This is a genomic window from Paraburkholderia strydomiana, from assembly GCF_031456815.1.
Classification (GTDB): domain Bacteria; phylum Pseudomonadota; class Gammaproteobacteria; order Burkholderiales; family Burkholderiaceae; genus Paraburkholderia; species Paraburkholderia caledonica.
Map to the genome: position 1 here is coordinate 395921 of NZ_JAVDVL010000001.1, position 26969 is coordinate 422889.

At 60.8% G+C, this 26969-nt stretch carries 24 protein-coding genes and 1 pseudogene; 9 read left to right on the forward strand and 16 right to left on the reverse strand.

Translation table 11 applies throughout. The features are described 5' to 3' along the window. Positions 1–71: 71 nt before the first annotated feature. Positions 72–686 (reverse strand): hypothetical protein, encoded by a 615-nt coding sequence (locus tag J2W46_RS01785; protein WP_020070881.1) that lies wholly within the window; start codon positions 684–686, stop codon positions 72–74. Positions 687–840: 154 nt separating this feature from the next. On the opposite strand from J2W46_RS01785, the gene J2W46_RS01790 reads away from it, so the two are divergent. Then, positions 841–2331: an HD domain-containing phosphohydrolase gene (locus J2W46_RS01790; RefSeq protein ID WP_310350772.1), complete on the forward strand. Its 1491-nt coding sequence runs from the start codon at positions 841–843 to the stop codon at positions 2329–2331. A 29-nt stretch (positions 2332–2360) separates the two neighbouring features. On the opposite strand, the gene J2W46_RS01795 is transcribed toward J2W46_RS01790, so the two are convergent. The 7 genes from J2W46_RS01795 to J2W46_RS01825 all read right to left on the reverse strand — a co-directional run bounded on the left by J2W46_RS01795 (position 2361) and on the right by J2W46_RS01825 (position 7945). Next, a complete protein-coding gene (locus J2W46_RS01795) occupies positions 2361–2702 on the reverse strand; it encodes a cupin domain-containing protein (RefSeq protein ID WP_310350776.1) in 342 nt (113 codons plus the stop codon). A gap of 151 nt (positions 2703–2853) precedes the next feature. Beyond that, positions 2854–3702: an isocitrate lyase/PEP mutase family protein gene (locus tag J2W46_RS01800; RefSeq protein WP_310350778.1), complete on the reverse strand. Its 849-nt coding sequence runs from the start codon at positions 3700–3702 to the stop codon at positions 2854–2856. 129 nt (positions 3703–3831) lie between these two features. Continuing rightward, positions 3832–4257, reverse strand: a complete 426-nt coding sequence (locus tag J2W46_RS01805) for an OsmC family protein (RefSeq protein ID WP_020070885.1) — start codon at positions 4255–4257, stop codon at positions 3832–3834. A gap of 212 nt (positions 4258–4469) precedes the next feature. Next, positions 4470–5024 (reverse strand): carboxymuconolactone decarboxylase family protein, encoded by a 555-nt coding sequence (locus J2W46_RS01810; protein WP_310350780.1) that lies wholly within the window; start codon positions 5022–5024, stop codon positions 4470–4472. A gap of 61 nt (positions 5025–5085) precedes the next feature. Continuing rightward, positions 5086–6438, reverse strand: a complete 1353-nt coding sequence (locus J2W46_RS01815) for an aspartate aminotransferase family protein (protein ID WP_310350782.1) — start codon at positions 6436–6438, stop codon at positions 5086–5088. A 145-nt stretch (positions 6439–6583) separates the two neighbouring features. Next, a complete protein-coding gene (locus tag J2W46_RS01820; RefSeq protein ID WP_310350783.1) occupies positions 6584–7438 on the reverse strand; it encodes a MurR/RpiR family transcriptional regulator in 855 nt (284 codons plus the stop codon). A gap of 297 nt (positions 7439–7735) precedes the next feature. Further along, a complete protein-coding gene (locus J2W46_RS01825) occupies positions 7736–7945 on the reverse strand; it encodes a hypothetical protein (RefSeq protein WP_020070887.1) in 210 nt (69 codons plus the stop codon). A 365-nt stretch (positions 7946–8310) separates the two neighbouring features. On the opposite strand from J2W46_RS01825, the pseudogene J2W46_RS01830 reads away from it, so the two are divergent. Both J2W46_RS01830 and J2W46_RS01835 read left to right on the forward strand, forming a co-directional pair. Then, positions 8311–9470, forward strand: a pseudogene (locus J2W46_RS01830) (permease). Positions 9471–9718: 248 nt separating this feature from the next. Continuing rightward, positions 9719–10066 carry an H-NS histone family protein gene (locus tag J2W46_RS01835; protein WP_020070889.1) on the forward strand — a complete coding sequence of 116 codons (348 nt, stop codon included), beginning with the start codon at positions 9719–9721 and terminating at the stop codon, positions 10064–10066. A 622-nt stretch (positions 10067–10688) separates the two neighbouring features. On the opposite strand, the gene J2W46_RS01840 is transcribed toward J2W46_RS01835, so the two are convergent. Further along, a complete protein-coding gene (locus tag J2W46_RS01840) occupies positions 10689–11084 on the reverse strand; it encodes a DNA-binding transcriptional response regulator (protein ID WP_310350787.1) in 396 nt (131 codons plus the stop codon). A gap of 312 nt (positions 11085–11396) precedes the next feature. Here J2W46_RS01840 and J2W46_RS01845 point away from each other — a divergent pair, with 312 nt between their 5' ends. Further along, positions 11397–11906 (forward strand): hypothetical protein, encoded by a 510-nt coding sequence (locus J2W46_RS01845; protein ID WP_088173807.1) that lies wholly within the window; start codon positions 11397–11399, stop codon positions 11904–11906. Between the two features lie 482 nt (positions 11907–12388). On the opposite strand, the gene J2W46_RS01850 is transcribed toward J2W46_RS01845, so the two are convergent. Beyond that, complete coding sequence (locus J2W46_RS01850; protein ID WP_310350792.1) at positions 12389–12970, reverse strand: TetR/AcrR family transcriptional regulator; 582 nt, start codon at positions 12968–12970, stop codon at positions 12389–12391. Positions 12971–13086: 116 nt separating this feature from the next. Between J2W46_RS01850 and J2W46_RS01855 the strand changes: the two genes are divergently transcribed. Continuing rightward, positions 13087–14076, forward strand: coding sequence for an SDR family NAD(P)-dependent oxidoreductase (locus tag J2W46_RS01855; protein ID WP_310350794.1), 990 nt, complete (start codon positions 13087–13089; stop codon positions 14074–14076). A 1256-nt stretch (positions 14077–15332) separates the two neighbouring features. Here the strand turns inward: J2W46_RS01855 and J2W46_RS01860 are convergent. After that, positions 15333–15671 carry a hypothetical protein gene (locus J2W46_RS01860; protein WP_087751178.1) on the reverse strand — a complete coding sequence of 113 codons (339 nt, stop codon included), beginning with the start codon at positions 15669–15671 and terminating at the stop codon, positions 15333–15335. Positions 15672–15936: 265 nt separating this feature from the next. Here J2W46_RS01860 and J2W46_RS01865 point away from each other — a divergent pair, with 265 nt between their 5' ends. After that, complete coding sequence (locus tag J2W46_RS01865; RefSeq protein WP_310350797.1) at positions 15937–16245, forward strand: hypothetical protein; 309 nt, start codon at positions 15937–15939, stop codon at positions 16243–16245. Between the two features lie 52 nt (positions 16246–16297). Next, positions 16298–16549, forward strand: a complete 252-nt coding sequence (locus tag J2W46_RS01870) for a hypothetical protein (RefSeq protein ID WP_020070899.1) — start codon at positions 16298–16300, stop codon at positions 16547–16549. 45 nt (positions 16550–16594) lie between these two features. On the opposite strand, the gene J2W46_RS01875 is transcribed toward J2W46_RS01870, so the two are convergent. From J2W46_RS01875 to J2W46_RS01885, 3 genes are all read right to left on the reverse strand, one after another. Then, positions 16595–17773: a fumarylacetoacetate hydrolase family protein gene (locus J2W46_RS01875; protein WP_310350800.1), complete on the reverse strand. Its 1179-nt coding sequence runs from the start codon at positions 17771–17773 to the stop codon at positions 16595–16597. Positions 17774–17851: 78 nt separating this feature from the next. After that, the gene (locus tag J2W46_RS01880; protein ID WP_310350802.1) at positions 17852–19636 is read right to left on the reverse strand and encodes an IlvD/Edd family dehydratase; all 1785 of its coding nucleotides are present in this window, start codon (positions 19634–19636) and stop codon (positions 17852–17854) included. A gap of 197 nt (positions 19637–19833) precedes the next feature. Next, the gene (locus J2W46_RS01885) at positions 19834–20889 is read right to left on the reverse strand and encodes a LacI family DNA-binding transcriptional regulator (protein WP_310350805.1); all 1056 of its coding nucleotides are present in this window, start codon (positions 20887–20889) and stop codon (positions 19834–19836) included. A gap of 256 nt (positions 20890–21145) precedes the next feature. On the opposite strand from J2W46_RS01885, the gene J2W46_RS01890 reads away from it, so the two are divergent. Then, positions 21146–22498, forward strand: a complete 1353-nt coding sequence (locus tag J2W46_RS01890; protein WP_087751174.1) for an MFS transporter — start codon at positions 21146–21148, stop codon at positions 22496–22498. A 130-nt stretch (positions 22499–22628) separates the two neighbouring features. Here J2W46_RS01890 and J2W46_RS01895 read toward each other — a convergent pair whose 3' ends face one another. Both J2W46_RS01895 and J2W46_RS01900 read right to left on the reverse strand, forming a co-directional pair. Beyond that, positions 22629–22964, reverse strand: coding sequence for a hypothetical protein (locus J2W46_RS01895; RefSeq protein WP_020070904.1), 336 nt, complete (start codon positions 22962–22964; stop codon positions 22629–22631). A 388-nt stretch (positions 22965–23352) separates the two neighbouring features. Next, a complete protein-coding gene (locus J2W46_RS01900; protein ID WP_310350807.1) occupies positions 23353–24138 on the reverse strand; it encodes an EAL domain-containing protein in 786 nt (261 codons plus the stop codon). A gap of 342 nt (positions 24139–24480) precedes the next feature. Between J2W46_RS01900 and J2W46_RS01905 the strand changes: the two genes are divergently transcribed. Continuing rightward, positions 24481–26892 (forward strand): putative bifunctional diguanylate cyclase/phosphodiesterase, encoded by a 2412-nt coding sequence (locus J2W46_RS01905; protein ID WP_310350809.1) that lies wholly within the window; start codon positions 24481–24483, stop codon positions 26890–26892. Positions 26893–26969 lie beyond the last annotated feature (77 nt).

The window sequence follows — 26969 nt, forward strand, 5'->3', positions numbered from 1 at the left end:
TCCTTTTCTGATCTCCGCTACGGTGGCGCCTCGTCAGCGGCTTTCATACGTAACCCTCGTGACGGCCCAACTTACATCGGGGGCGCCACTCCGTCCTTCTCCACGACGATCTGCAGCCCTTTGTAGGCGGCACCTGCGCCGTGGCTCGCCACGACGAACACCCGCTTGCCCGAGGTCAGTTCGTCGCGTGTAGCGGGAATGAGCGTGACGACCGGCGCGTTCGCGGGCACCGTAACGGTGTTATTGCCGCCCTTGTACGAAAGCTTGAGGTCGCGACCGCTGGTACCCTGCACGACCGTATCGACGTTCGCGTTTGTCATCGAGCTGTTCGCGCCCAAGTCCCAGGCATAGTGACCTTCGGCAGTTCCTCGCGCGGCCTCGGGAAACACGAGCACTTCCTTCGCCACGAGCTTGCCGTCGGCGCCTGGCATTGCGGCGGCCCCTACGTAAGTACCGGGTTTGATATCCGAAAGCTGTACGGCTTTCACCGCATTCAGGCCGGTCGAATCGTCTACTGCGATGCTGACCGTTTCGCCGCTGCGCCGGTGTACCTGGAGCGTGCCGGCCGAATACGACTGGATGGTGCCCCTGATCCGTTCGGGCTTGTCCGCCGAGGGTTGAGCGAACGAGGCGTTAGCGAGCGTGAGGGCAATCGCCGAAACGACGAGTTGAAGTCGGAAGGACATGGATACTCCGTGTGTAGTCGGGTCTGATCGGTGGTAACAATCGCATGACAGCATCGCATTTCGCGCTCTTCGGCGGCATCGGTCAGATGACCGACCCTTCTTCAAAACGCGGGATCGCATATAGTTACCAGTCGTTCCCAAAGTGATTGTTCACATGACCCCAACGATCGACGACGATGCTGGTCACACGCCGCTGCGCGTATTCGATTCCGTGAAGGCGCTCGCCTTCATCGGCGATCTGAGCATGGGCCAGCCAACCGACCATTCGCTGCGCACGGGGTGGCTCGCAGCGCGCCTTGCCGAGGCCGCCGGCATCGACGCGACGGCATGCGACACCGTCCGCGAGGCGTCGATGCTGCGCTGGTCAGGGTGCACCGCGAACGCCGCGGGCTTCGCAGACGTTTTCGGCGACGACATCACAAGCCGCGTCGCCATGCTCGAAGGTCGCGTCGACTGGATCGAGCCGCTCGAGGCGCTAGGCGGCGTTGCCGCGGTGCTCACGCCGCTCGCGCAAATTCATTGCGAGGTGTCGGGCGAAATCGCGCGCATGCTGGGCCTCGCACCCGCAACCGAAACTACATTGCGGCACATCTTCGAAACGTGGGACGGCAACGGGCTCCCCGCGCGTCTGGAGGGAGCGGCGGTGCCGGTTCCGGTGTACGTAATCGGGCTCGCCGGCGATCTGGAGGTCTTCGCCCGCACGTATGGTGTGGAACGGGCGCTCGGGCTGCTTGCACAACGCGCCGACACCCGCTATCCGGCGCGGCTCGTCGACACCGCCGCGCGCCAAGCGCCCTCCTGGCTGACGGAACTGGATCAGCTCTCCCCTGCCGATCTCGACGCCGCGTTGACGACGTCGCGAATGCAACAGGCGACGTCGGCGGAATTGATCGCCGACGTGATCGACCTGAAGCTGCCGTGGATGACCGGCTTCTCGCGCGCAGTGGCCGCGACGGCAGCTGCTGGCTGTGCGCGGCTCACTCCGGACGAAGCGACGCACCGGCGCGTCTATCGCGCGGGTTTGATTCACGGTATTGGCCGCGCGGCGGTTCCGAACAATGTGTGGAACATGGCCCGAGGCCTGCCGCCGAGCGCCTGGGAAAAAGTGCGCCTCGTCCCTTACTGGACATGGCGCGCAGGCCAGCAGGCCGGGGCGCTCGGCGAAGCGGCCGAGCTTGCGTCGCATGCGTACGAACGGCTGGACGGCTCCGGCTATTTTCGTGCGGCCCGCAATGCGGCGTTATCGCTCGAGGCGCGGATACTGGCGGCGTCGGTGGTGTGGGTGGCGTTGCGCTCGGCGCGTCCGTGGCGTGCGGCATTCTCCGCCGACGCAGCGGCGAAGCAGTTGCGTGACGAGGCGGCAAGCGGCCGGCTGGATGGCCACGCGGTGGAGGCAGTGCTGGGTGACGGCGCGGCCGTCGCCCGACGCGCCCCCAGCGGCACGTCTCAAGGCGCACGCCTCTCTGCCCGCGAGATCGACGTGCTGCGCGCCATTTCGCGAGGCGCGAGCAACAAGGAAGTCGCGCAGGAGTTGGGGCTCAGCCCGAGCACGGTGCGCACGCACGTGGAGAGCGTGTTTCGCAAGCTCGAATGCTCAACGCGCGCGGTAGCCACGCTCAGGGCATCGGCAATGGGCTTGCTGTGATCGCTCGACCCGTGCAGCGGCTCCGACGCTCAACCTGGAGCCGCGGCTAGCACGATGTCCGGGGCGCCTCCCGCCTGAACCATGATGTAGACGACATCTTCTTCCGTCTCGTTCTTGACGTGATGAACGACACCCGGATCGACGTTGAAGAAATCACGCACTTTTGTGCTCTTGACCAGGCCGCCGATTTTCGTCTCCACAGTCAGCACTCCGCTGACTACGAGAAAGCGGTCACTGACGTTGCTGTGGTGATGCCATTGCGTCTCGCCGCCCGCGCGGACAGTCGTTTTAGCGACGGTGTAGCCGTTCTCCCGTAGCAAGGTTTGATATGCGACGTTGCTATTGGCAAGAGGAATGTCCTTATCGTCCATCCTGATGGTTCCGTGAAGAGTTAGAAGAGAATGCGAGCGCGGCGGCAACGGCAAAAGGATCTCATGTCAACAACCGCGGCGGTACCGGTCAAACGACCGATAACTTCCGCATTGCCGTTACGCTGACTGTCAATCAGGGACAGCAGCGCGCCTAGCCCGGCGTCGGCCACTTTTCTTCGGCCTTGGCGAAAAGCTGGTTGAGTTCGTTGCCGCTCGCCGCGTCTTTCGTGTAACCGAAGGTGCCGTGATCGCGTATCTCATGCGCGGCGCGCAGTAGCGCGCCGAGGGCCGCGCGCGCGAGCGAGCCGCCGACGCTCACGCGCCGCACGCCCATCGCGCGCAATTCGTCGACGCTGAGCAGAACGCCCTGCAAACCCATCAACACGTTGACGGGACGCTTCAGCGCGCCGACCACGGCGGCGATTTCCTCGCGCGTCTTGAGGCCTGGCGCGTACAGCACGTCGGCGCCGACGGCCTCGTAGGCCTGCAGGCGGCGAATCGTGTCGTCGAGATCCGGACGGCCAGCGAGGTAGTTCTCCGCGCGGGCGGTCAGCGTGAAAGGAAAAGACTGTGCGCGGGCCGCTTCGACGGCGGCGCGCACGCGTTCGACAGCGGCCTCGAATGGGTAGATCGGTTCGTCGGCGCGACCGGTCGCGTCTTCGATCGAGCCTCCCACCACGCCTGCCCGGGCCGCCTGGCGGATGGTTTCCGCGCAGTCTTCCGGCGCATCGCCAAAACCGTTTTCCAGATCGGCGCTGACCGGCAAATCGGTCGCGGCCACGATTTCAGCGAGGTGAATCATCATCTGCGCGCGGCCCACGGCGTTATCCGGCAAGCCGCGCGAGAACGCGTAGCCTGCGCTGCTGGTCGCGAGCGCCTTGAAGCCGGCCAGCGCGAGGAGCCGCGCCGAACCGATGTCCCACGGGTTGGGAATAACGAACGCGTCCTGCGCTGCATGCAGCGCCTGGAATTGCGCTGCTTTTTCGGCCTGGGTTGTCATGGCGATGCCATTGGAGAAGCGCCGCGCCGGCGACAGATGCCGGCACTGCGGCGTGGGTTGCGCGGAAGTTTCGATGCGCGGCGAACAATGCAGGGCAGCATTGCGCACCGCCGGTTGCCGATGCCCGGCTCAGGTTTCGAGCTTCGCGTCCATTGTGATGGTGGCGTTCAGCACCTTCGACACCGGACAACCCGCCTTGGCGTCCGCGGTGGCTTTGTCGAACGCAGCCTTGTCGCCGCCAGGAATTTTCACCGCTACGTCCAGATGCACGGCGGTGATCGTGAAGCCACCGCCGTCTTTGTCGAGCGTGACCGTTGCAGTGGTGCCGATGCGTTCCGGCGAAATGCCCGCCTTACCCAACTCCGCCGAAAGCGCCATCGAAAAGCAGCCCGCGTGCGCAGCCGCGATCAACTCTTCCGGATTCGTGCCGATGCCGTCCGCGAAACGCGTGGAAAACGAATATTGAGTCTCCTTGAGGACGCCGCTGTCGGTGGAAATGGAGCCCTTGCCGTCCTGGAGACCGCCTTGCCAGACTGCTGATGCCTTGCGCTTCATCGTTCTCTCCTGTTGTGCCCTGCTTCACGCGCTGCACGACTGATCGCAATGCCCGCCGCAACGGTCCCGCCCGGATGTTCCGCGGCTTTGGCATGGGTCGCGAGTGCGGCGCTGCGTGACAGGCGCGGACGTGGACCGACCTTCATGATAGGCGCTTCCGTGTGCCAATGCCGTGACGGTGACATACGCCGCCGCGCCGCGGCCGTTGAAGGCTACTCGGCGAACGGCAGGCTTTGCTGGCCGATGGCGCGCATGCCGAACACGTTCAACGTCATCGCGACGAGCGCGTAGTAGCCGAGCAGCCCGACGAGGTTGATCACCACCGTGTGCCCGAAACGCTCGACCGCCTTTGCATAGGTCGCGTCCGACACGCGCCTGGTGTCGTACAGCTCGCTTGCGAAGTCGTGAATCAGCGCGTCGTCCGGGTTCGCGAAATCGGGCCGCCGGCCTGCGCGGATCGCCTCGGCGTCCGCTTCGCTAACGCCCGCTTCCAAGGCGATCGGATAGTGGATGTACCACTCGGCCTGCGCCTGCCAACGAGCCGCCGTCACGAGAATGGCGAGTTCCGAAAGGCGCAGCGGCAGGCCGGTCCGATAACGGCAGAACGCGCCGAGACGCTGCGCCTGCTGCGCGAGTTCTGGGCTATGAATCCAGCCGAGAAACGGTCCGTTCAGATTGCCGCGCGGACCGGACAAAATCTCGTCGAGAACGGCCTTCTGTTCGGGCGTGGCAGCGCCGACATCGAAAGGGGGCAAACGCTCGGTCATTGTCGGTCTCGCAAGTTGAGGTGAATGGCTGAGATGGTCAACGGCGGATCGCCGCGTACGGTTATCGCGCGACGGGAGCAACGGCCAACGCGGCAACCAACGCAGCATCGATCGCATCGGCCAGCCGGCTGACGATCTCGTCGATATCGCTCGCGGTGCAGATAAACGGCGGCGCGAGCAACACATGATCGCCGATCTTGCCGTCCACCGTGCCGCCCATCGGATAGACCATCAAGCCGCGCGCGAACGCCTCGCGCCGGATTGCGGCATGCACTTTCAGGCTCGCGTCGAAAGGCGTGTTGCTGCCCCGCTCCCGAACCAGTTCGACGCCGACGAAGAGCCCGCGGCCGCGCACATCGCCGATATGCGGATGTCGTGCATAAGTCTCGCGCAACAGCCCACGCAGTTGTTCGCCGCGGGCCAGCACGTTGGGGAGCAGGTTTTCGTCGGCGATCACGCGCTGTACTTCGAGCGCTGCCGCGCACGCGCTTGCGTGCCCGATATACGTGTGGCCATGCTGAAAGAAACCCGATCCGCCGACGATGGTCTGATAAATCCGGTCGCTTACGAGCGTCGCGCCGATTGGCTGGTAGCCCGCGCCCAATCCCTTGGCGATGGTCAGGATGTCCGGCGCGACGCCGTCCTCTTCGCATGCGTACAGATAGCCTGTGCGGCCCATGCCCGACATGATTTCGTCGAGAATCAGCAGCACGCCATGGCGATCGCACACCGCGCGAATCTTGCGGAAATATTCGCGCACCGGCGGCACCGCACCCGCGGTCGCCCCGACCACCGTTTCGGCGACGAAAGCAGCAACCGTATCCGAGCCGAGTTCGATGATCTTCTGTTCCAGTTCGTCGGCAAGACGCTGCGCAAATTCGGTCTCGCTTTCGTCGGCGCGCTGTTCGCGATACGCATAACACGGGCTCACGTGATGCGCTTCGATCAGCATCGGCAGGAAGGGCTCGCGCCGCCACGCGTTGCCGCCGATTGCCAGCGCACCGAGCGTGTTCCCATGATAGCTCTGCCGCCGGGCGATGAAATGGCGCCGCCGCGGTTCGTCCTTCTCCACGAAATATTGACGCGCTAACTTAAGCGCGGCCTCTACCGCCTCCGAACCGCCCGACACGAAATACACGTGTTCGAGGCCCTGCGGCGCGCTCGCAACGAGCCGGTCGGCGAGTTCCTCGGCGGGCTGGGTCGTGAAGAACGAAGTGTGCGCGTACGGCAACTGTTGCGCCTGCCGTTTAATGGCGTCGATTACGCGCTGGTTGCTGTGTCCGAGGCACGACACGGCGGCGCCGCCCGAAGCGTCGATATAACGTTTGCCCGTCGAGTCGATAATCTCGATGCCGTCGCCAGCAACGGCAACCGGTAACGACTGCTTTGGTGAGCGATGAAATACGGTGGACATGGCCTTCACCTGTAGTGGACGGCGGCGGCCGCTCAAGCTGCGCCGTGCGCTCGATCAACAACCGATACATATTTATACCGCTCAACAACATTTGTTGTCAAACGATGCGTAACCGCACCACTGGCAATTCCACAAAGGGTTCCCATCAAGGCACGTACACGCCTTTCGCGTGCAGCGACTGCTCGGCGATGCTCAACTGTTCGACGGCGTCCGCGCCTTCCAGTGCAAGAAGATGCGCAACGAGCGATTCTGCGATCGCCGTGGCCGCGACTAGCGATGGAAAGAAAGACGGGCTTTCGTGCGCGAAGATCAGCACCTTGTCCGCGTTCAGTGCAATCGGCGAAACGGCGCTGTCGGTAATGGCAATGAGCTTGCTGCCTTTTTCGAGCGCGGCTTCCGCGACGCGCGCGGCTTCGACCGAATACGGCGCGAAGCTGATGACAATGGTGGCGCTATCTCGCTCCACCGTGCGAAGTTGCATTTCGAGCGTGCCGGCCTCGCCGTTGAGCAGCGACACCGACGAGCGGAAAAACCGGTAGCCGTACACTAGTCCGAACGCGACCGGATAGCACGAGCGGAAACCGGCAACATGAACGTGCGGCGCACGCCGCAGCAAGCGCGCTGCCTCCACGATCACGCGGCCGTTGTGTGCCGCGGTGACTTCGAGATTGTGTTGCTGTGCGACGAGAAGATCGTGGGCAAGCGCGTCCTTCGATTTGACCAGCGAGCGAGCGCGGCTCGTGAGCGGTTCGGGCCGCGTGCGCACGCGCGCGACGAACAGGTTGCGCAGTTCGTTCCAGCCGGGAAAGCCGAGTTGCTGTGACAGGCGTACGAGCGACGCCGGTTGCACTTGCGCTCGCTCGGCGACCTTGCGCATCGACGAGACCGCGACCTCGTCCGGATGGTCAAGCAGGAATGCCGCGCCCATCTGAAATTGCGGACTCAGTTCGGAAAAGCGCGCCCGGATCAGGGCGGCGAGCTGGTCGAAACTGTCTGGCATGCGATGGCCCGGAGCAGAGTTGAGAAAGCGGGATGCGTGACAACAAATGTTACCACCTGGGGTGGGCCGGTTTTTGTGGTGCGTGATGCAATGGTGGCTCGCAAACAATACCTGTGCTGTCGCAATTCGACTTGTCCCAGCAAAACTTCGCAAATCAAGCTGGCCTAGGGTTCGCTAGACCAGACCAAGATTCGAAGTTCAAACTGGCCTGGGGAGCCGTAGCCCGTTGATTCGAAAGCACGCCTTCCGGGCGGAGGGAGAAGTTTCCGCAAGAGCCTGATGCATCGAGTGCGCCAACTACTCTTCCGGCCCGTCCTGGAAGCCGTTCGCCGCGTCCGGGGCTATGCCAAGCATGCGAAGCGTGTCTTCTATGAGGTCGACCTCCGCCTGCATGCGCTCCATAGACCCAACCGGAAGGTCCTCTGGCATCATCTTCCCTTGCGCCTTCCGAATGGCGTCGACGGTGACGCAGAATGCGAAGGCCGCCAGATAATCGTTGTCCTCCACGTCTTCTCTCTGTCAGTAAATACAACAGGCTAAATATCGACCAAATTTCGTCTTTCTTGATGGCACTGGAACGTCTACTCGAAAAGGTGCGGCAATTCCCCGCTCTCGGGCGATATCCGCCTTCCTCATAGACGGCATCCGGGCGTCCTCCAGTGCGCCGTACTTCAATGTGACCATGTCGGTGTCAGCATCCACCCTTCTGGCCTCTCAATCGCTGAGGGGTTTCGAAGACATCTGCGAAGCTGACGGCATGAACATCACGGCATTTACTTCTATAACCGGGCGCCGTTGGTATAGATGTCTACCAGGAGGTTGCGATGCAGATTGTCACTGCCTTGGGTCATGCGCTGTGGATGGCCTTCACGATGTTGTGGCAGATTTTCTGGGGATTGAGTCTCGGCTTCCTGTTCTCTGCCGTGATTGAAGTTGTTGTCTCGAAGTCCGAGATGTCGAAGCTTCTGCCTGACGCGTCGCCTCGCTCGCTGACGGTCGCCAGCCTCCTCGGTGCCGCGTCCTCATCATGTTCTTATGCGGCCGTCGCGATGGCCCGCTCCATTGTGCGTAAGGGGGCGACTTCACCTCCGCAATGGCGTTCCAGTTTGCAGCCACGAATCTGGTGCTCGAACTTGGCGTGCTGATGTGGGTGCTGATTTCCTGGCAGTTCGCCGCTGCTGAATTCATCGGCGGCCCCATCATGATTATCGTGCTAGTGCTGCTCTTCCGTTTCTTTCTCAGGCAGTCGCTGAAGAAGGAAGCTATTGAGCAAGCAGATAAGGGCATCGCGGGCAGTATGGAGGGGCATGCGGCCATGTCGATGGGCGAACAGCACGGCACCTGGAAGGAACGTCTCTCATCGCGAGACGGGTGGATAGCAATCAGCCATAGTTACGTGATGAACTGGGCGATGCTGTGGCGCGACATCGGGATCGGGTTGCTCATCGCTGGCGCACTCGGCGCCTGGGTGCCGGACAGCTTCTGGCAGAAATTCTTCCTTGTCAGTCATCCGACGGTGGCAATGATTTGGGGCGCTTTTGTCGGCCCCTTTATTGCGGTTGCGTCGTTCACCTGCTCCGTTGGAAATGTGCCGCTCGCTGCAGTGCTGTGGAATGGCGGTATCAGCTTCGGCGGTGTCGCCTCTTTCATCTTTGGCGACCTCATCATCCTTCCTATTCTCAACATCTACCGGAAATACTACGGCGGCCGGATGACGGTGTTCCTCGCTGTGACCTTCTATCTTGCGATGGTCTCAGCGGCCCTCGTGGTCGAAGCACTGTTCCAGTCACTCGGATGGGTCCCGACGGAACGGCATACAGCAGTCGTGGACGCAGCAATTACCTTCAACTACACCACCGTGCTGAACATCGTTTTCGGCATCGTATTCATCGCTCTCGGCATTGTCTTTTTCAGAACCGGCGGTCCCCGCATGATGCGCATGATGGAGGGAGGCGAGCACGAACACGGCGCTCATGGGCATCACGCCGCTCATGACAACGCGCATCACCATCATCACGACCCGTCCAACTGATTTCACTGCAAGTGAGCTTCAGTATGAAAACTTACGTTTTCTCAACGCAATGTCCGTCTGTGCTGGCCATGCGTTCGATTACTCACGAAATCACTTCAAGCGATCGCTATGGTTGTCGGGCTGGCGACACCGCTGCCCTCTTTTCGTATCGCTCGACCGTATCACGTGCGGGCATCTAAACCGCCTATACTTGCAAACCATCCGCCGAAATCGATCGACGGGGAAATCGGCAACAGAGTTCAGAACATATGGCATATCAGGGTATTGAAATCGCTCAACTGCGCGCGCAACAAGAAGCATTGGACAAGCAACTGGCTGAAGCCAGGGAACGAGAGACCCTCCTCGTGTTGAACGAAATCGTGCAAAAGATGGGTGAGTATGGCATCACCGTCTCCGAGCTGACGGGGCGCAAGGTAGGCGTTCAGGCAAATGAGCTGGAAGCAAAGTACCGCGACCCCATAAGCGGCTCGACGTGGAGCGGCCGTGGGCGAGCACCCGCTTGGATTGCAGGCAAGGATCGCAATGAGTTCTTAACGGACAAGAAAGCCGCTTCGCACGCCAGCGCGCAAGGCGTGCTGTTTTCTGAAGGGCATTGAACAAGTCGCGTTGCTTTACCGTTTCGTCTGGGGTTGTAGCCTCTGGATACGCCGACGTATCGCTTCGCTGACGCAGGGACGTCGCTGCGCACGGAGCGCAACTCGGGGCGTGGACAACATCAATTTGCGCTTCGCAAATTGCGCGATTGGGTGCAGCCAACGCGCACCGCGTTGTCGCTTCGCAACTTGGAGCGCGCTGCCTCGCCGCCCACGCCGCGAAGCCGTCAAGCGGACGTCGTCTCAGCAGGCAGCGCCGTCGCGCCCTGTCATTTCTTGGCGCGTCTCCATCGGCGGTCAAGCCGGGATTTCGCGTAAGACACGGCGTATTCGCATGCGGCTTTTTCGGTAGGAAAGCGTTTCAGCGGCCCATAGGCGCGCTGTTTGCCGAGGCTGGTGGTAACGATGGCAATCGCGGCATAACCGTTCCCGGATAGGGACGCCACGGGCACTATGGTTGCGCCCGCGTACTCGACCGGCGTTGCGTGCATGGCTAGGTACCTCCCAAGTCTGCAAGGCTAGCAATGGGTGGCGGCGAATTATGTGCGCACCCTCACAAACTCGTCCGGCACTCACCAGCGAGTTCGCATTACGACAACAAAGCCCACACGATCATCCGCAGACTTCAGCGTGATCTGATGTCGATACTGCTGTCGGAACTCAAATTCTGTCTCTCTATTGTCAGTTGCGAAACCAGCGATAGCAACTGCTGAACATCCACCGGCTTTTGAACGTAGGCGTCGACAAGGGACGCGCGGGTGTCGGTCGGCTGCGGGCCATCGGAGAGCCGGATGACACGAAAGCGTTCGCCCGGCTGCGCGTGTCGTTGCAACTTACAAAGGGCGATTGCGTCTACCGTCTTCGAGTCAGTGACAACGATGTCGGGAAGTCTCCCTGACACCATTTCCAACGCCTCCAGGCAATCGAGCGCCGTCATGACGTGATGACCGTCGGTCTCCAGAGAAAGTCGCACGACCTCAATCAGATCAGGCTCTTTGCCTACCAACAATATTCTGCTCATGGACTTCCCCGCATAACTGCTTTGCAGGCGCGCATGGGTCGTGCCTGGAGCGCTCCGTATGCGAGAACTTGTACTGAAGCTTCAGTGACTGGGTCCCGCCTGCGCACCGCGCGACAACGATATGCGTAATCCGGCTAGCGAGGTCCCGTACCTCTCGCCTTGTCTACGGGGCAGCGGAACTCAGTTCTTCAACCGGAGCATGGCGTCGCAATTGGCCGACGATGACGCGCAAGGATAAGATGCTGCGGGACGAAGCGTTGCGCCGGAAAGGCTGATCTATTCTGAAGCGGATGCAGCGAATGGAGATATTCGATGGACGACCGATTTGACAGACGAGAACTGCTACTCCACCTCGGAGACATGCTCGAAGCTCTGAGCTGCCTAAGCCGCGCCGGTACACCCGACACGCCGGTGGTACAGCTTGCGGCGGAACTGCATTTGTTCCGGGATTTTGGGTTCCTGCGAACGCTTGCGCCGAAGATGACGGTGGCCGATTTCAGCACACGCGTCGCCAGCGCGTTCTTCCTGTGGCCAAAGGAACTGCTCGATACCGAACTCAACCGCAAAGCTCTTGCGTCGACCGTTCAGCACGAGCTCTTTGACGGGAACCCCGACGGCTGGAACACTTATGTCGGCCACCTTCGGAAAAAGGTCGCATGGTTTGGGGACGGGCTTGCCGGCAAAGCGGATGACGCGGGGGATGCACGATCGCATGACGACGCGAAGGCGGTAACTTCAGTCGCGCCCGCGCCGTCCGACGAGCAGAATGCGCCCCAGGCGCGAAAGGGTTGGCCCTGGCCCGACCCGAAGACAACGCGTTGACCCACTGCCCTCGCGGCGTTCAAGCTACTGGCCGCCTTGCTTCGGGGCGTTCCGCGGCATGTTGACGTCGCTGTTCGCGCCACTACGAGTGCCCATATTGAGACCATTAGTCTTGCTGTGAGTGGAACGACCTATCGACGGACCAATGCGCGCCTCATTGGCGCCAGTGCCCTTGGCATCAGGGGAGCTGTCCGTGCTCGCGGTTGGGGACTTTGCCAAACCGGCGCCGGCACCGGGCGTTGCCGTCCCGCCAGCAGGTCGGCCGGTTTGTGCGTACGCTGCGACCGACAGCGCGACCGCGAGAACTGAAGCGCAAAAAGTCTTAACGATATAGTTCATGATGCACCTGGAAGAAAACGTCTCGTGCAAGCGTTTGCCATGCACATGACCCTAGGCGCATAGTTCGTGCCTTATTCCGCTGATTGTTTGCGGATACGCAAGCGCTTGCTGACGCATGCGGAAAACAGCCAGATATGAAGGTGTCAGTTACCCGGTTTTGACCCGAGCAACAGAATGTCCACCAATCGCTTCGCACTTTGCTGCCAGTCGGGAGCCGAAGCGACATTCGACACGCCGACCAGTGCACGCAGCAAATCAAGCGGTTCCAGGTCTGCCCGGACGTCTCCACTCTCGACCGCACGCGACACAAGCGTCTGAATTGCCGCCTTGATTTGCTTTCCGGAATACTCGAACAGCTCGCTCGTCGCCCCCCCGACGATCGAGTTCAGCGCCGGCGCAATTATTTTTTTGGTCGCAATGTAGTCGACGAAGAGCAGCATCCATTCTCTCAGCGCCTCGTCGGCCGGCAACTCCTGGGTAATCCGTCGCTCCTCTTCCGCCAGGCTTTCGACCTCGGCGCGGTAGACGCTCTCAAGCAAGGCCTCGCGGGTTGGGAAGTGGCGATAGAGCGTCCCGGGGCCCACACCAGCCTGCCGCGCAACCTCCTCGAGGCTAATGTCACCTCCTTCACTGGTGAAGGCTTTCTTTGCCTCTTCAAGGATGCGCTCACGGTTGCGTAGCGCGTCGGCTCGGGGCTTTTTCTCTTTGGGCGTGGACGCAGTCATGGTGCAATTCGCACTTGCAAACGGAGGGTCACTCCGCTTAGTATATTGAAAACGGAGACATCCTCCGTTTTGTTGAATTGTAAAAGTGGCCTCATCTTACAGTGACGGGAGAAGGCATGACGAAGCAGTTAGGAGCGACATCGACGACTGACGATGTGTTGTCGGGCATACGGCTCGACGGAAAGCGGATTCTCGTCACGGGTGCATCCGCGGGACTTGGCGTTGAGACCGCGCGGGCCCTCGCGGCACACGGTGCGACCGTGGTCGGCGCTGCGAGAGATCTGGACAAAGCAGCACGTGCAATCTCCGATGCGCGGCAGGAAGCCGCTGCGGGCGGTGGCAGCATCGAACTGGTTGAACTGGACCTGGCGAGCCTTGCCAGTGTTCGGGCCTGCAGTGACAAACTGCTCGCCGAGGCCAAGCCGTTTGACATCATCATCGCCAATGCGGGCGTCATGGCTACACCTCCGGGAAAGACCGCGGACGGCTTCGAGACGCAGTTCGGCACCAATCACCTCGGGCACTTCGTGCTCGTGAACCGGCTCGCGTCGCTGCTCACGGACGGAGGACGCTTGGTGATGCTCGCATCTTCGGGGCACCGGTTCGCGAATGTCGACCTCGATGACCCGGGCTTCGAGCGCACGCCCTACGACCCGTTCGTGGCATATGGCCGATCCAAAACAGCAAACATTCTTTTCGCGGTTGCGTTCGACCAGCGTCATCGAGCCCGAGGCGTACGAGCGGCGGCTGTCCATCCTGGTGGAATTCAGACTGAACTGGGACGACACATGGGCGAAGAACAGCTGACAAATATGGTGGAGGCGATCAACAAGCAGCTCGCATCTGAAGGGAAAGCGCCTTTCCAGTTCAAGACCATCCCCCAGGGCGCAGCGACGTCTGTGTGGACTGCTGCAGTCGCGTCGGCCGATGACATCGGCGGCCGGTACTGCGAGAACTGTCATGTGAGCGGGGTTGTTCCTGACGATGCAGTGATTACCCCTGTTAGCGAGGGCGTTCGAAGCTATGCGCTCGACCCGGCCAACGCAGCGGCGCTCTGGCGTAAGAGCGAGCAGATGGTAAACGAAACGTTCGCTGCACCGGTCTGAGCACAGTGGAAGGTCGGCTCGCCGGCGTGCATCGAAGCTCCCTCGTCTTATCGCAGTCGATTCCGGGAAATGGTTTTCCCCTCAGTGACGTTGAAAGACTCTGCGAGCACGCACTAAAGACACACGCATCAATGCTGTCCGGCGTTCAGCAGCATCCAGATCCGCCGCGTCGGCGGACCCGCGAGGATTCGCGCAAACACACCGCGACAACGAAGGCACGTGTAGTGTTCCTCGGCTCGCGCGTCTTTAACGGCGCCCGCACCGTTGAGCGTCAGGTCCTGATGCGGGGGCTCGGTCGCCGGCATTCCGTAGAGGTCGGCGCACCGTGCACAGGGTTGAATCCAAAGGTCCATTTGTCAGTTGTCGATGATTTGCGAGGAGTCGCGCGGGCCGCCCTTGCTCGTTACGAAGGTTGTTCTCGCCTTGAGAAGGCGACGCTGCGCACCCGCAAGCTTACTCGTGTGCCGGGGTTCGCGGCTTGATGACGGTTCTCTTGCGACCGTTTATCAACGACGCTTAGGCGAGCCGCCACTTCGCTTACGACGGATGACAAACGCGCCAAACGCGGCCGCGATGAGGACAAGCACCGTCAGTGCGGTTGCCAACCCTGTCGCACTTCGAGGTTCGCGGGCGCCTGTGGCAACCGCAGCGGCCGCCGGCGCGGACGCCTGACTGGCGACAGGTTGCGGAAGCGCTACGCCGGCCGCACTGCCTTGACGCACGAGCGATGCCTCGGATGTTGGCGATGCCTGTGACGCAGGCAACGTTCCGGCGTCGGACGCGAGAGCGCCTGCATCGGATGCCGGTCCGACAGGAGCGAAATCTGTTGACGAAGCGATCGCCGGAGCAGCCGCGGCGTTCGCTGAAATGGACCGGGCCATCGTTTTCCATTGCGCGAACACTGTGTCGATGCAGTGGACGTCGGTGCAAGCATTGCGCGCTTGCCGCCATTGTGCGAGTTGCCCGGATGACAGCTTTCCGCTGCTAAGCAGCGCTTGCTGCTTAGCGACGATATCGTCGTACTCGTTATTCAGAATGGCGTGGTCGCATATGACGCGCTCTGCCGGCTGCCGGGTTGCAGCGCATTGAATGTCACTCGCCCACGCACGCGTCGAAGCGAGGGCTGCCATGAACAGCAGAAGGCCGAAATACTTTCTCGAACGCACCAATCCTCCTTTAACCGATCAGGCGCATGACGCCATTTGAAACGATCACCGAGCGTTGCTCGACGGTCAAAAGCAACGCCGCGAGCAACATCATTCGGTTGAAAAGACAACAGCCGCCACGCCGCCGACCTCGGTGAAGCTGCGAGCAAAGCGATACGTCTGCCCGTCGATCTGCATGAGATTCACCCCTGAAGAGGTCGACTCGAGCATCTCATTGGCAAGCGCCGTGGATATCGCGCCGATCTGCCTGAGTTCCTCACGCGGCCCCTCGGGATTGCCCAGATAGACGGTACAGAGATCGTTCGTGTGCCGCATCATGACGACGCTGCTAGCGCCGTCAAGAGACCGTTCCAGGTATCCAGCGAGTGTCTGTAGCGCTTCCGGTATCTGCGCCGACTGCTCGCCCAACACATTGTCGTCATTCGTCACTTTTGCCTCCCTTGCCCGATTGGCCACGTGACCGTCTTACGCCTTCTCTTCTGTTGCCATCATGGCACATCGGCAGGCGAAAGTTGTGGCGCCGTGACGTGACATTGCAACAGGCTTTCTGCGACGCGGGCCGGCAGTCCCGATGAGCGCGTAATGTCGTGTTACCAATCTCGCAGAGCCGTTGCACCTGTGTCCGGACTCGTCTCCTACACTTCGAGCCATGTTCACCGACACGGCACGCAACGCGTGCAAGGGAGTAGCGAAAATGAATAAGAAGATTTTCGGCGTAGTACTCGGTCTTGCTGCATTGGCAGCGTCGACGGCCGCTTCGGCTCATGTCAACGTCGGCGTTGGAATTGGCATCCCGGTGGGAGTCTATGCGCCGGCTGAACCGGTCTACGCACCGCCGCCTCCAGTCGTATATGCTCCCGCCCCTGTCGCCGTCGCATACGGCGACGAGGGCTGGCGGGCGCGTGAATGGCGAGAGCGTCGCGAATGGCGTGAACGTGAGTGGCGTCGCCACGAATGGCGCGAGCACGAATGGCGCGAGCGTCATGAATGGCGCGGGTATTGAAATGGCGCCCTAAAGCGCCAGATCCCACCATCCAACTTTAGAGTATCTTCGAATGAAAGCTAGGCCGATAAGAATTGCCCTCGTTGCAACCGCGCTGGTCTTCGGGGCGGCAGGCACGGCGAACGCCGCGGGCTGCATCAAGGGTGCGGTAGTGGGCGGCGTCGCCGGGCATTACGCGGGGCACCATGCTGTCGTCGGCGCGGTCGGCGGCTGCATGGTGGGCAGGCACCTCGCCAAACAGCGCGCTCAGGAGCAGGCCGCACAACACCAGGCCGCTCAACGTCAGGCCGCACAGGCGCAATAAGACGTCCCGGCTTCGTGCGCCCGCACGAAGCCGCTCAAAGGTAGCTTAAAGCACGCCCCGGGAAGCCAGATTGCGATAAAGCGCGCGCACACCGAAAGTCCATGGCGCGACCTCCGTGCTCAGTCGCACGGTATTGATCAGCGCGCCGAGTTCGGGAGCCGAAATGGTCACCTTGTCGCCAAGATGATGCGTGAAGCCGCCGCCCTTCGTGTCGCGGTCCTTGATCGGCGAGAACATCGTGCCGAGGAACAGCATGAAACCGTCCGGGTACTGGTGATGACGTCCCCATGTCTGCGCGACGAGATCCGCCGGGTCCCGACTGATTTCGCTCATATGGCTGACGCCTTCCAGGACGAAGCCGTCGTCCGCACCTTCCACGCGCAGGGAAACACTGGTCTTGCGAACGGAGTCGAGGTCGAACGAGTCGTCGAACAGACGCACGAAAGGACCAATAGCGCATGACGCGTTGTTGTCCTTGCACTTGCCCAGCAGCAAAGCCGAGCGCCCTTCTATGTCGCGCAGATTGACGTCGTTGCCTAACGTTGCGCCGACAACCTCGCCACGGCTATTCACTGCAAGGACGATTTCCGGCTCCGGGTTATTCCACTTCGACGCCGCGAGCAGGCCGACGTCGGCCGCGAAACCCACTGCGGACATTGGCTGCGACTTCGAGAAAACTTCGGCGTCGGGCCCGATGCCGACTTCCATGTACTGAGACCATGCGCCGCGTCGTTCGAGTTCCGCCTTGAGTTTCATTGCTGCTTCCGAACCCGGCTTGATTTTCGACAGGTCGGTGCCGATGGTAGCGGCGATGGTTCCTCGGACCTCTTCGGCTTTAGCGGGATCTCCGCCCGCCTGCTCTTCGATCACCCGCTCAATCAGGCTAACGGCAAACGTGACGCCACATGCCTTGATTGCCTGTACGTCATTGGGAGCAAGCAACCGGGGCGCGTCCTCTTGCACCGCGCCCAGGTTTGCTTCGACCAGTTTCTCAACGGAGCCAAGCGCCTCACCCGCAACCGTCCGGGCAAACTGAACGACGTCTTCACGATCGAACAGGTCGGCAGTGGTCGGCGCACTCGCGGTGATATCCAGTACTTCGCCGTTACGCACCACTACGACAGACGGCCCTTCGTATGCGGCCGTTTTGCGCCAGACACGACCGACAAGCAGCGCCCGCTGCAAGTCGTCAGGCAGATAGCTGGTGGGGTTTTGTGACGTCATGATGAGGGTTGTCTCCGTTCACACAGGCAGATCGAGTCGGCCGGACTGGCATCGCGATACGATGCCAGCGCTGCCGGTTTAGTGGGAATGTCGCGGGTTGCCGCGTTCTGCTATGACTTTGAGGTAAAGCGTTGCGGGCTCGAGGCATCCGCCCGTGGACAACTGACCGACGGTCTGCCGATATAGCTCTTGCCACGGGGTCTGCGCCGGCGGAATGTCGAAGCTCACTGTCTCACGACGACGTGCAAGCTCGTCTTCATCGACCAGAACATTCACGGTCCGCGTATTCAGGTCGACGCGAATGCGGTCGCCCGTTTGCAGAAGAGCGAGCCCGCCTCCAATAGCCGCTTCCGGCGACATGTTCAGAATCGACGGGCTTGCCGACGTTCCGCTTTGCCGGCCGTCGCCCATTGTGGGCAGCGAGGTTATACCTTTACGCACGAGCTCGGCAGGAGGCGCCATGTTCACGACCTCGGCACTGCCTGGGTAACCCACGGTGCCCGCACCGCGAATCACCAGAATGCAATGCTGGTCGATGTTGAGCGACGGATCATTGATGCGGGAGTGATAGTCCTCGGGTCCGTCGAACACGATTGCCCTTGTTTCAAAGCTGTTTTCTGCACCGGGTTCGCTCAGATAGGTATTTCTGAACGCATCGCCGACCACGGACATCTTCATGATGGCGCTGTCGAAGAAGTTGCCGGAGAGCACGATGAATCCAGCGCCGTGCTTTAACGGCTCGTCGGTCGTCTTGATGACGTCGCGGTCGGGTTGAGCCGCATTGTCAGCGAGAGCGCCAATGACCTGGCCCGAAACGGTAAGGCAGTCACGATGCACGAGCCCAGCGCGGTCGAGCTCGCGCAGCACCGCCGGAACACCGCCCGCGCGGTGAAAGCTCTCGCCCAGATACTCGCCGGCCGGCATGCAGTTCACGATGAGCGGTACTTTTTCGCCGACACGTTGCCAGTCGTTCAGACTCAACTCAACGCCCATATGACGAGCAATCGCGATGAGGTGGGGCGGACAATTGCTCGATGCGCCTAGCGCCGAAGCCACGACAATCGCGTTCTCAAACGCGGCCTTCGTCATGATTTTTGACGGCCGCACGTCGTCTCGCACCAGGTCGACGATACGCTTGCCCGTTGCGTACGCCATCTGTCCGCGCTCCCTGTAGGCTGCGGGGATGCTCGCACAACCCGGAAGCGACATACCCAGCGCTTCGGCGAGACTGTTCATCGACAACGCGGTTCCCATCGTATTGCAATGCCCAATGGACGGAGACGATGCGGTGGTCAGTTCCATGAACCCCTCGTAGTCGATCTCGCCCGCCGCGAGCAGATTGCGCGCATGCCAGATCACCGTTCCCGAGCCCACTCGTTTGCCTTGATGCCAACCGTCCAGCATCGGACCGCCTGACAAGACGATCGCCGGCATGTCGACCGTTGCGGCGGCCATCAGGCACGCGGGCGTAGTCTTGTCACAGCCTGTTGTCAGCACGACGCCATCCAGAGGAAATCCATGCAGGATCTCAACGAGACCAAGATAAGCGAGATTGCGGTCGAGTGCGGCAGTAGGACGGCGGCTTTGTTCCGCGAGCGGGTGAACCGGAAACTCCATCGGAATTCCCCCTGCGTCACGAATGCCTGCTTTAGTACGCGCCGCAAGTTCGATATGGTGACGGTTGCAGGGCGCCAGATCGCTGCCTGTCTGCGCAATACCGATGATGGGCCGCCCGGACTGCAGCTCCTCCCGCGTGAGGCCATAGTTCATGAAGCGCTCTACGTAAAGCGCGGTCATGTCCGCGTTGGCAGGGTCGTCGAACCATTCCTGGCTGCGCAAGCGCCTGGCATTGAGCTGAGTCATGCGTTGTACTCCGTCGTGTCCATGTCGTGGCGATGTCGTGCAATCCGATAGCGACTATCGCCGTTGCTGCGACAGCGTTAGCGCCGAGGCGCTCGCTGCGGTCTCCGTGCAGACAGATCGGTTAGATTGGTCAGATCTGTTATCGGTAACATCGATTGATGTTATCACGCTGCGCAGACGCTGTGCACCAGGAAAGGTTACGCGCTTTCGCGCGAAATCACCGTGTAATCGATAGTGAATTTGCGGCGCTCGGGTATCGCGCGCGGAGTAACCGACGCGACTGACGACAGCAATAGTTGCCCCGCGCGCGAGCCGATACCGTAGGCGTCGACTGACACCGTCGTAATCGTCGGGTTACAGCAAACGGACACTTCGAAATTACCGAAGCCCGCCACTGCGATATCGTCGGGAACGCGAAGTCCGCGACGGTGGCATTGCATGATGGCGCCAAACGCGGACATGTCGCTCACGCACATGACAGCATCCGTATCGGGCCATCGTTCGAGAAGAGCATCTAGCGCGGGAGCGCCGTGACTCATGGTGATAGGCGATTCGCCAAAGCGGATCACCCGGGGCTCGCCGAGCCCTTGTGCCTTCATCTCCTGCTGGTAACCCTTCAGGCGCTCCAGACCGCGTCGATCCAGGTCACTCGCGCCGGCCAGAAAACCGATTTTGCGGTAACCCCGGTCCTTCAGATATCGCACCATCTCACGCGCTGCCCGGGCGTTTGAAAAACCGACCGCCATGTCGATCGGGTTGGTTGGCAAGTCCCACATTTCCACCACGGGAATGCGCGAGCGCTCGAGTACTTGCCGCGTTCCTTCAGTATGCTGCGACCCGGTCAGCGCGATGCAGCGAGGCTGATATCTGAGCATCGAACGAACCAGTCGCTCTTCGCGAGCGAGGTCGTAGTCGGTGTCTCCCAGAAGAATCTGCAGGCCATGAGGCTCTAGCGCGGCGGATAGCCCACGCACGGTGTCCGAGAAGTTCGAGCTAGCGAGAGACGGTACGAGCACGGCGACGAATTCCGACTTCCCGGACGACAGCGCGCCGGCGGCGGCGTCGGCCACGTAGCCGAGGTCGTCGATTGCCTGCTGTACGCGCTCCCGGGTTGCCGGCGCCACGCTGTGCCCCGCCAGTACGCGAGACACCGTCATCTTCGAAACGCCCGCGATACGCGCGACGTCCGACATGCGAGGTGGACCAGGATGCCGGTCGCTGACGGTACGGTCGTTGATGCGGGGATTGCCCATCGGTCTCGGGGTGGTTTGCTTTCATGAGCGAGTCAGCCGGAACTGCGGCATAAACGACTCGCAACGACTCAGCATGATACGGCACCCGATATTGCGCGCCTAGGTAGATTCCCCTGGCTTGCCGTTCGAGGGCGCATCATGCTACCTTCGTTACCGATAACATTTTCCCACGGGGGAAAGCTTTGCCCGCCGATGTTATCGGTAACATCAAGTCGGGCATTCCTCGCAGAGGACATACCAAAAGGAGACAGTCCCAATGCCAACCCTTACTCAGGCAGCGGCGGCACCCGCCGTAGCCAGCGAGGCCGAAGAACAGTTGTATCGAAAGGTATTGAAGCGCATCCTGCCGCTGCTGCTTCTCTGCTACGTGGTCGCGTATCTGGATCGTGTCAATGTGGGATTTGCGAAGCTGCAGATGCTCGACGCGCTCGGCTTTAGCGACAGCATTTACGCCGTGGGCGCCAGCATCTTCTTCTGGGGGTATTTCCTTTTTGAAATGCCCAGCAATCTACTTCTCCACAAATACGGTGCGCGGTTCTGGATTGCACGCATTATGGTGACGTGGGGCATTGTCTCCTCGTCACTGGCGTTCATCTCGCCTCTTTCGCATTTCTTCCATGTACAGACTTCGACGATGTTCTACATTCTCCGGTTTCTGCTGGGAGTGTGCGAGGCCGGGTTCTTCCCGGGGATCATCCTGTATATGAACTACTGGTTTCCCGCGAGGCGCCAAAGCGTGGCGATGTCGGGCTTCCTGATTGCCATTCCGGTCAGCCTGACACTCGGCGGCGTCATCTCCGGCTGGCTGATGGAAAACACGCACGGCCTGCTCGGCATGGGAGGCTGGCAATGGATGCTTCTGCTGGAGGGTATTCCTTCTATTCTCGTCGCCTTCGTCGTGCTTTTCCGCATGGGCAATGGCATTCAATCGGCGAACTGGCTGACGGCTTCCGAGAAAGCTCTGCTGCAAAGGAATCTTGAACAGGAAAGCTCGAAAAAGACCCACAGCGTTGCAGCGGCGTTGAAGAGCCCACGTGTCTGGTTGCTGACCTTTATTCTTCTCACGTTCAACACTGGCTTCTACGGCTTGGCCTTCTGGCTGCCCTCAATCATCAAGGCTTCTGGTGTAAAGAGTACTTTGAACATTGGTCTCTTGACCGCTATTCCGTACCTCAGTGCGGTTGCGGCAATGATCTGGAACGCCTGGCACTCGCGTAAGACCGGGGAGCGCAGACTGCACGCCGCTATTCCTGCCTGTATTGGTGGTATCGGCCTGATCCTGAGTGCCGCGTTCGCGAACAACGTTGCTTTGTCGATTGTTTTCCTGACGATTGCCACGTGTGCGATTCTTGGTCTGATGCCGATTTACTGGACGTTCCCGGGACAGATTCTTTCTGGCACCGCGGCGGCCGCGGGCATTGCACTCATCAATTCCGTTGGAAACCTGTCCGGCTTCACCGGTTCGATGATTACCAGTGTCGCTAAAGATCTGACCGGCAATATCAACAATGGCACTTATGCTCTTGGCGCGTGCCTGCTCGTCAGTTGCGTTCTCATTCTGTCGATTCCGCGAAGCATGCTGAACAGGGATTCGGTCGAGCGCGCGTGAGGAAATGGTAGCGAGTGCGGTTGAGAACAAACTGACACAATTCACCGCCAGCGGCCCACCATTCGGTGGGCCGCTGTTCTTCTACAACGCATCAGATTCGCGCACCTGCGCGAGCGACGCTAAAGGCCGCTCATTGCGCGCTGGAGGCAGCCGTATCGGACGCGCCCTTGCCCTGTGCGTTCTTCTGCGGCTTGCGGGTAGGCGCCATTGTCGAATGGGAACCCTTGGACGAGGATGTCGCTCCGCCACCCGTATTGGGTGCGCTCATTCCCGCGCCGCCCTGGCCCGCGCCGTTCGCGCCACCTACGCCCGCACCGCCTGTCCCGACACTGGTGCCGCCGGTTCCGCCACCGCTGCCGCCACCGTCACCGCCGCTCCCGCCGCCACCCGCGCCTTGCGCGAATGCGGCGCCAACAGAAGCTGCCACCAACACTGAACAGAGCATTGCTTTCTTCATAGCTTCCATGATTACCTCCCTGAGTATTCGAACGACCGAACCAGTCTCCAGGTCGGCGCTCCTTTTCGTGCACGTGAGATAGCGCCGTCGGTGCAGGCCCGACATTGCGCGTCGTCGACCCATTGGCCGCAGTCGTACTCTGATCGACCTGGCATGCATCACGTCGCATGGGCGGTAAGCGATACGCAACCGCTATGCCTGCCGTCGCATACGTGGAGCGGCACAGAGTATTGCTGGCTTCTTATAGAGAAGAGGAAGGCGCACAAGGCCGCATGCCGCTCGCAAGAGCGGCATGGGCATGAAGCATCGAAAGCGAGCGGAAGCTCGCCTCGGGTACGGCGCTTGCGGCGCCTTGGTGATGGTCTGGCCTGGAAAGTCCGCGCTGAGTTGCCCGCCGTCAGGTTAAATACGCGGCCGCATCAACGGTCGGAATGGACTTGAAACCCGGTTTAGCGAAAAAATAGCCTTGCATGAGACTGACGCCATGCGCAATGAAGAAGTCGCGCTCGCCCTTGGTTTCAATGCCCTCCGCAACCACGCGAATACCTAAATCCTGACAGATCGATAGGACGCCTCGCACAACGCGCTGACGCACACCGTCAGTGTCGATGCCGCGTAAAAGTCCCATGTCGAGCTTGATGATGTCGGGCTGGAAATCGACCAGTAGGGAAAGCCCGGAATAACCGGCTCCGAAATCATCGATTGCCGTCAGGAAGCCAAACTGCTTGTACGTCCGGAAAATGTCGACGAGATGGGAGCGATCAGTCAAATGCTCGCCTTCCACCGTCTCGAAGATAATTCTCTCAATAGGAAAGCCATGCGTTCGCGCTGCATCGAGGGTGCTCCTTATGCAAACCTCGGGCTTATAGACCGCGTTGGGCATGAAATTGATGGACAGAAATGCGTCTAGACCGAGCGCGGCTGCACTGGCAATGGCGATCTGCCGGCAGTGCTGGTCAAACTGATATTTGTTTGCGTCATCGACTTGCGAGAGCACCGAATAGGCAGATTCGCCATTTGGGCCGCGCACCAGCGCCTCGCACGCGAACACCGCGCTTGCGCTTACATCGACGATGGGCTGAAACGCGAACCCGATCTCAACGGGCGGGCGCGTTGTGTCCCGGCACCCGGAACATTTTTGCGGCTGCTCGGCCGCGTGATCGTGAATCTTGAAAGAAGCCATTTCGTATTTACCGTCATTGTCTGCTTCGGCGTCGAGCCGATAACGCCAGACGTCACAATATCTCGCCGCTCGGCGTAGAGCTTCGCTCGCTTATCCGCACAGCTTTGGACTTATCGTCCATTGTTAACCACTGCACGCATTAAGTATCTTATCGGCGGCCGGCAATAGATCTGTAGAGCGGCCCTCCAACAAAGCAGAGGCGCGCGCCCACGCGCCCCGACGAAGAACCGCCCGTTCTCAGGCACCCCGCCATTAAAGATTCGCGCAAATGGACCGTAATACTAGGGACGTAGTGGCACGCGGCATTCGAACGGTCACGCGAACAGGCAGTCGGAGAACAGCGTGAGAATCAAAGCGGCATGGCGCCCTAAACCTTCCAGTCGAGAGCGGTCTCAGGGCAATACTCACGCAGGCGTCACTAGTTCGTCGGCCCGCAACCAGCAGTTTCTCTCGTATTTTCTCGGCCAGTACGGTCAACGCAGCACTCTACCGCTTGCCAGTCTCCTCATTGCTGCCGCCGCCGGCATCGGCTTAGGCATTCTGGCGCATCGCGTCGCCAGCGAAGCGGCAACCACCGTACGTCTTGCACTGGCACTGGCCGCAGGCGTCGTCGGGCTCGTGGCTATCGGTCGAAAGCTCGCTTCTGACCACGCCCGGCAGCGCGCCGCAATTGCACTCGCGAGTGGGCTTCTCAACGCGAATCGCGACTGCCTGAAGGTGCTCGATACCGATGCAAAAATGTTGCGGGTGTCCGAGCACGGAGCCGCGTTGATGGAAGCCGAGTCGCCGGAACAACTCAGCGGCGCGGACTGGCTCAATTTCTGGAGCGGCGACGAGCGCACGGCCGCCGAGCACGCGTGGCGTGCCGCTCTTGCCGGAACGAGCGCTTCTTTCACCGGCAGTTGCCCGACGACCAAGGGACGCACCAAGTGGTGGAATTCGACGCTGACACCCGTTACTGCAGAGAACGGCGCGGTAGTCGCGCTTCTGTGTGCTTCAGAAGATGTCACTCAGCAGTGCGAGTTGCTAAAAGCACTCCGCGAACGCAATGAACTCATGCACGAGATGGAGTCGCATGTCCGGCTCGTGTTCTACTCGTACAGCGCGCATTTCGAACATTTTTATCATGTGAGTGCGGGCGTTGAGCGCGTGTTCGGCATCAAAGCTCAGGAACTCAGCACGAGGCCCTCGGCGTGGCTCGACCTGGTATTGCCCGAGGACCTGGAGCCGTTGCTGGCGGAGATGCATCGTATCGCGTCGGAAGGGGTCGAAGGCCGCTCGGAATACCGCATCCGGCGCCCCGATGGTTGCCTGCGCTGGATCAGAAGCACGGCCTACCCGGTCCGCGATGGGTCCGGAACCGTGGTGCGCATTATCGGCGTGAGCGAGGACATTACGTCGGAGCAGGAACGCCTCGCGGCACTCGACCGTTTAGCCTACACCGATGGACTCACCGGTCTCGCCAACCGTACCGCCCTCGTTCGGCGGATGAAAACACTGTGCAGACAGAACGTTCCGTTCGGCCTCATGTTTATCGACCTTGACCGGTTCAAGGTGCTTAACGATACGTTGGGTCATACGGCCGCCGACCGTCTGTTGCAGGACATCGCGAATACTATTCAGCAGGCGCTGCCCTCCGACGCATGCATTGCGCGTCTCGGAGGCGACGAGTTCGCGGTCATCATCAGCGGCGAGACTGACAAGGCTGCGTTGGCGGGGTTGGCACAGTCTCTTCTGAACGTCTTTTCTACCGACGTCCGGAAAGACAACGCTGCGCCATTCGTTACGGCATCGATCGGCATCTCTCTCTTTCCCGAGCACGGCCGGGATCACGAGGCGCTCCTCACAAGCGCGGACATCGCAATGTATGCGGCGAAAAAAGGTGGCCGCAACGGCTTCCGCTTTGCCGACAAAGCGTCGAGCGATGTACTTGGCGATTTCGAACTCGAGCGCAGTTTGCCTATGGCGCTTGCGTCAGAGCAGTTCGTCCTTCATTTCCAGGGTATTCACGAGACGGCTTCATTGGCGGTGAAAGGCGTTGAAGCACTCGTTCGGTGGAATCATCCAACACGAGGAATGGTCGGACCGGGAAGCTTCATCCCCATACTGGAGGAAAGCGGATTCATTGTCGAAGTCGGGGCATGGGTCATGGATGCGGCCCTCGCGCAACTGGCAATCTGGCGCGCTGCCGGACGCAGGGCGCTTTGCATGTCGGTGAATGTGTCGGCGCGTCAACTCAGGGACGACACGATAGTCGCGGTGGTCGACCACGCGCTGCGCAAGCATGCATTGCCGCCACGTTGCCTCGAGATAGAGTTGACCGAAAGCGCATTGATGGAAAACCCGTCGCTCGCGCAGGAAACGCTGATGGCACTCAAGCGCCTTGGCGTGCGCATTGCCATCGACGATTTCGGCACCGGTTATTCCAGCCTGCGCTATCTTGCAGACTTCTCACCCGATACGGTGAAGATCGACCGCTCCTTTACCGCGGGGTTGGGTCGCGACGCAGCCACCGCGTCGATTATCCGGGGCATCATCCAGATGTCGCACGAACTCGGTATGCAAGTGACGGCCGAAGGTGTCGAAACGGAGCAGCAGCTACGCACGCTGCGCGACGCAAACTGCGACCACGTCCAGGGGTATTTCCTGACGAAGCCGATGGATGCGGAACACCTTGTGGATGCCTGTCGTTCGCTAATGATGCGTCACGGCCCCAGCTCCATGTCCCTGTTCGCGACGCAAGGCGGCGACTGACTAACCGGACCAAGTCGTTGCGTAGCCGATAACGCGCGCAATTCGGCAACGCAACGCTGACGGGAACGAACCGCACC

Bases quoted from the DNA above. Each gene is read 5' to 3' on its own strand.
- J2W46_RS01875 (WP_310350800.1), bottom strand. From the start codon at position 17,773: ATGACGTCACAAAACCCCACCAGCTATCTGCCTGACGACTTGCAGCGG.
- J2W46_RS01800 (WP_310350778.1), bottom strand. From the start codon at position 3,702: ATGACAACCCAGGCCGAAAAAGCAGCGCAATTCCAGGCGCTGCATGCA.
- J2W46_RS01785 (WP_020070881.1), bottom strand. From the start codon at position 686: ATGTCCTTCCGACTTCAACTCGTCGTTTCGGCGATTGCCCTCACGCTC.
- J2W46_RS01855 (WP_310350794.1), top strand. From the start codon at position 13,087: ATGACGAAGCAGTTAGGAGCGACATCGACGACTGACGATGTGTTGTCG.
- J2W46_RS01885 (WP_310350805.1), bottom strand. From the start codon at position 20,889: ATGGGCAATCCCCGCATCAACGACCGTACCGTCAGCGACCGGCATCCT.
- J2W46_RS01890 (WP_087751174.1), top strand. From the start codon at position 21,146: ATGCCAACCCTTACTCAGGCAGCGGCGGCACCCGCCGTAGCCAGCGAG.
- J2W46_RS01870 (WP_020070899.1), top strand. From the start codon at position 16,298: ATGAAAGCTAGGCCGATAAGAATTGCCCTCGTTGCAACCGCGCTGGTC.
- J2W46_RS01835 (WP_020070889.1), top strand. From the start codon at position 9,719: ATGGCATATCAGGGTATTGAAATCGCTCAACTGCGCGCGCAACAAGAA.
- J2W46_RS01880 (WP_310350802.1), bottom strand. From the start codon at position 19,636: ATGACTCAGCTCAATGCCAGGCGCTTGCGCAGCCAGGAATGGTTCGAC.
- J2W46_RS01900 (WP_310350807.1), bottom strand. From the start codon at position 24,138: ATGGCTTCTTTCAAGATTCACGATCACGCGGCCGAGCAGCCGCAAAAA.
- J2W46_RS01815 (WP_310350782.1), bottom strand. From the start codon at position 6,438: ATGTCCACCGTATTTCATCGCTCACCAAAGCAGTCGTTACCGGTTGCC.
- J2W46_RS01790 (WP_310350772.1), top strand. From the start codon at position 841: ATGACCCCAACGATCGACGACGATGCTGGTCACACGCCGCTGCGCGTA.
- J2W46_RS01850 (WP_310350792.1), bottom strand. From the start codon at position 12,970: ATGACTGCGTCCACGCCCAAAGAGAAAAAGCCCCGAGCCGACGCGCTA.
- J2W46_RS01820 (WP_310350783.1), bottom strand. From the start codon at position 7,438: ATGCCAGACAGTTTCGACCAGCTCGCCGCCCTGATCCGGGCGCGCTTT.
- J2W46_RS01845 (WP_088173807.1), top strand. From the start codon at position 11,397: ATGGACGACCGATTTGACAGACGAGAACTGCTACTCCACCTCGGAGAC.
- J2W46_RS01805 (WP_020070885.1), bottom strand. From the start codon at position 4,257: ATGAAGCGCAAGGCATCAGCAGTCTGGCAAGGCGGTCTCCAGGACGGC.
- J2W46_RS01840 (WP_310350787.1), bottom strand. From the start codon at position 11,084: ATGAGCAGAATATTGTTGGTAGGCAAAGAGCCTGATCTGATTGAGGTC.
- J2W46_RS01810 (WP_310350780.1), bottom strand. From the start codon at position 5,024: ATGACCGAGCGTTTGCCCCCTTTCGATGTCGGCGCTGCCACGCCCGAA.
- J2W46_RS01865 (WP_310350797.1), top strand. From the start codon at position 15,937: ATGAATAAGAAGATTTTCGGCGTAGTACTCGGTCTTGCTGCATTGGCA.
- J2W46_RS01795 (WP_310350776.1), bottom strand. From the start codon at position 2,702: ATGGACGATAAGGACATTCCTCTTGCCAATAGCAACGTCGCATATCAA.
- J2W46_RS01895 (WP_020070904.1), bottom strand. From the start codon at position 22,964: ATGGAAGCTATGAAGAAAGCAATGCTCTGTTCAGTGTTGGTGGCAGCT.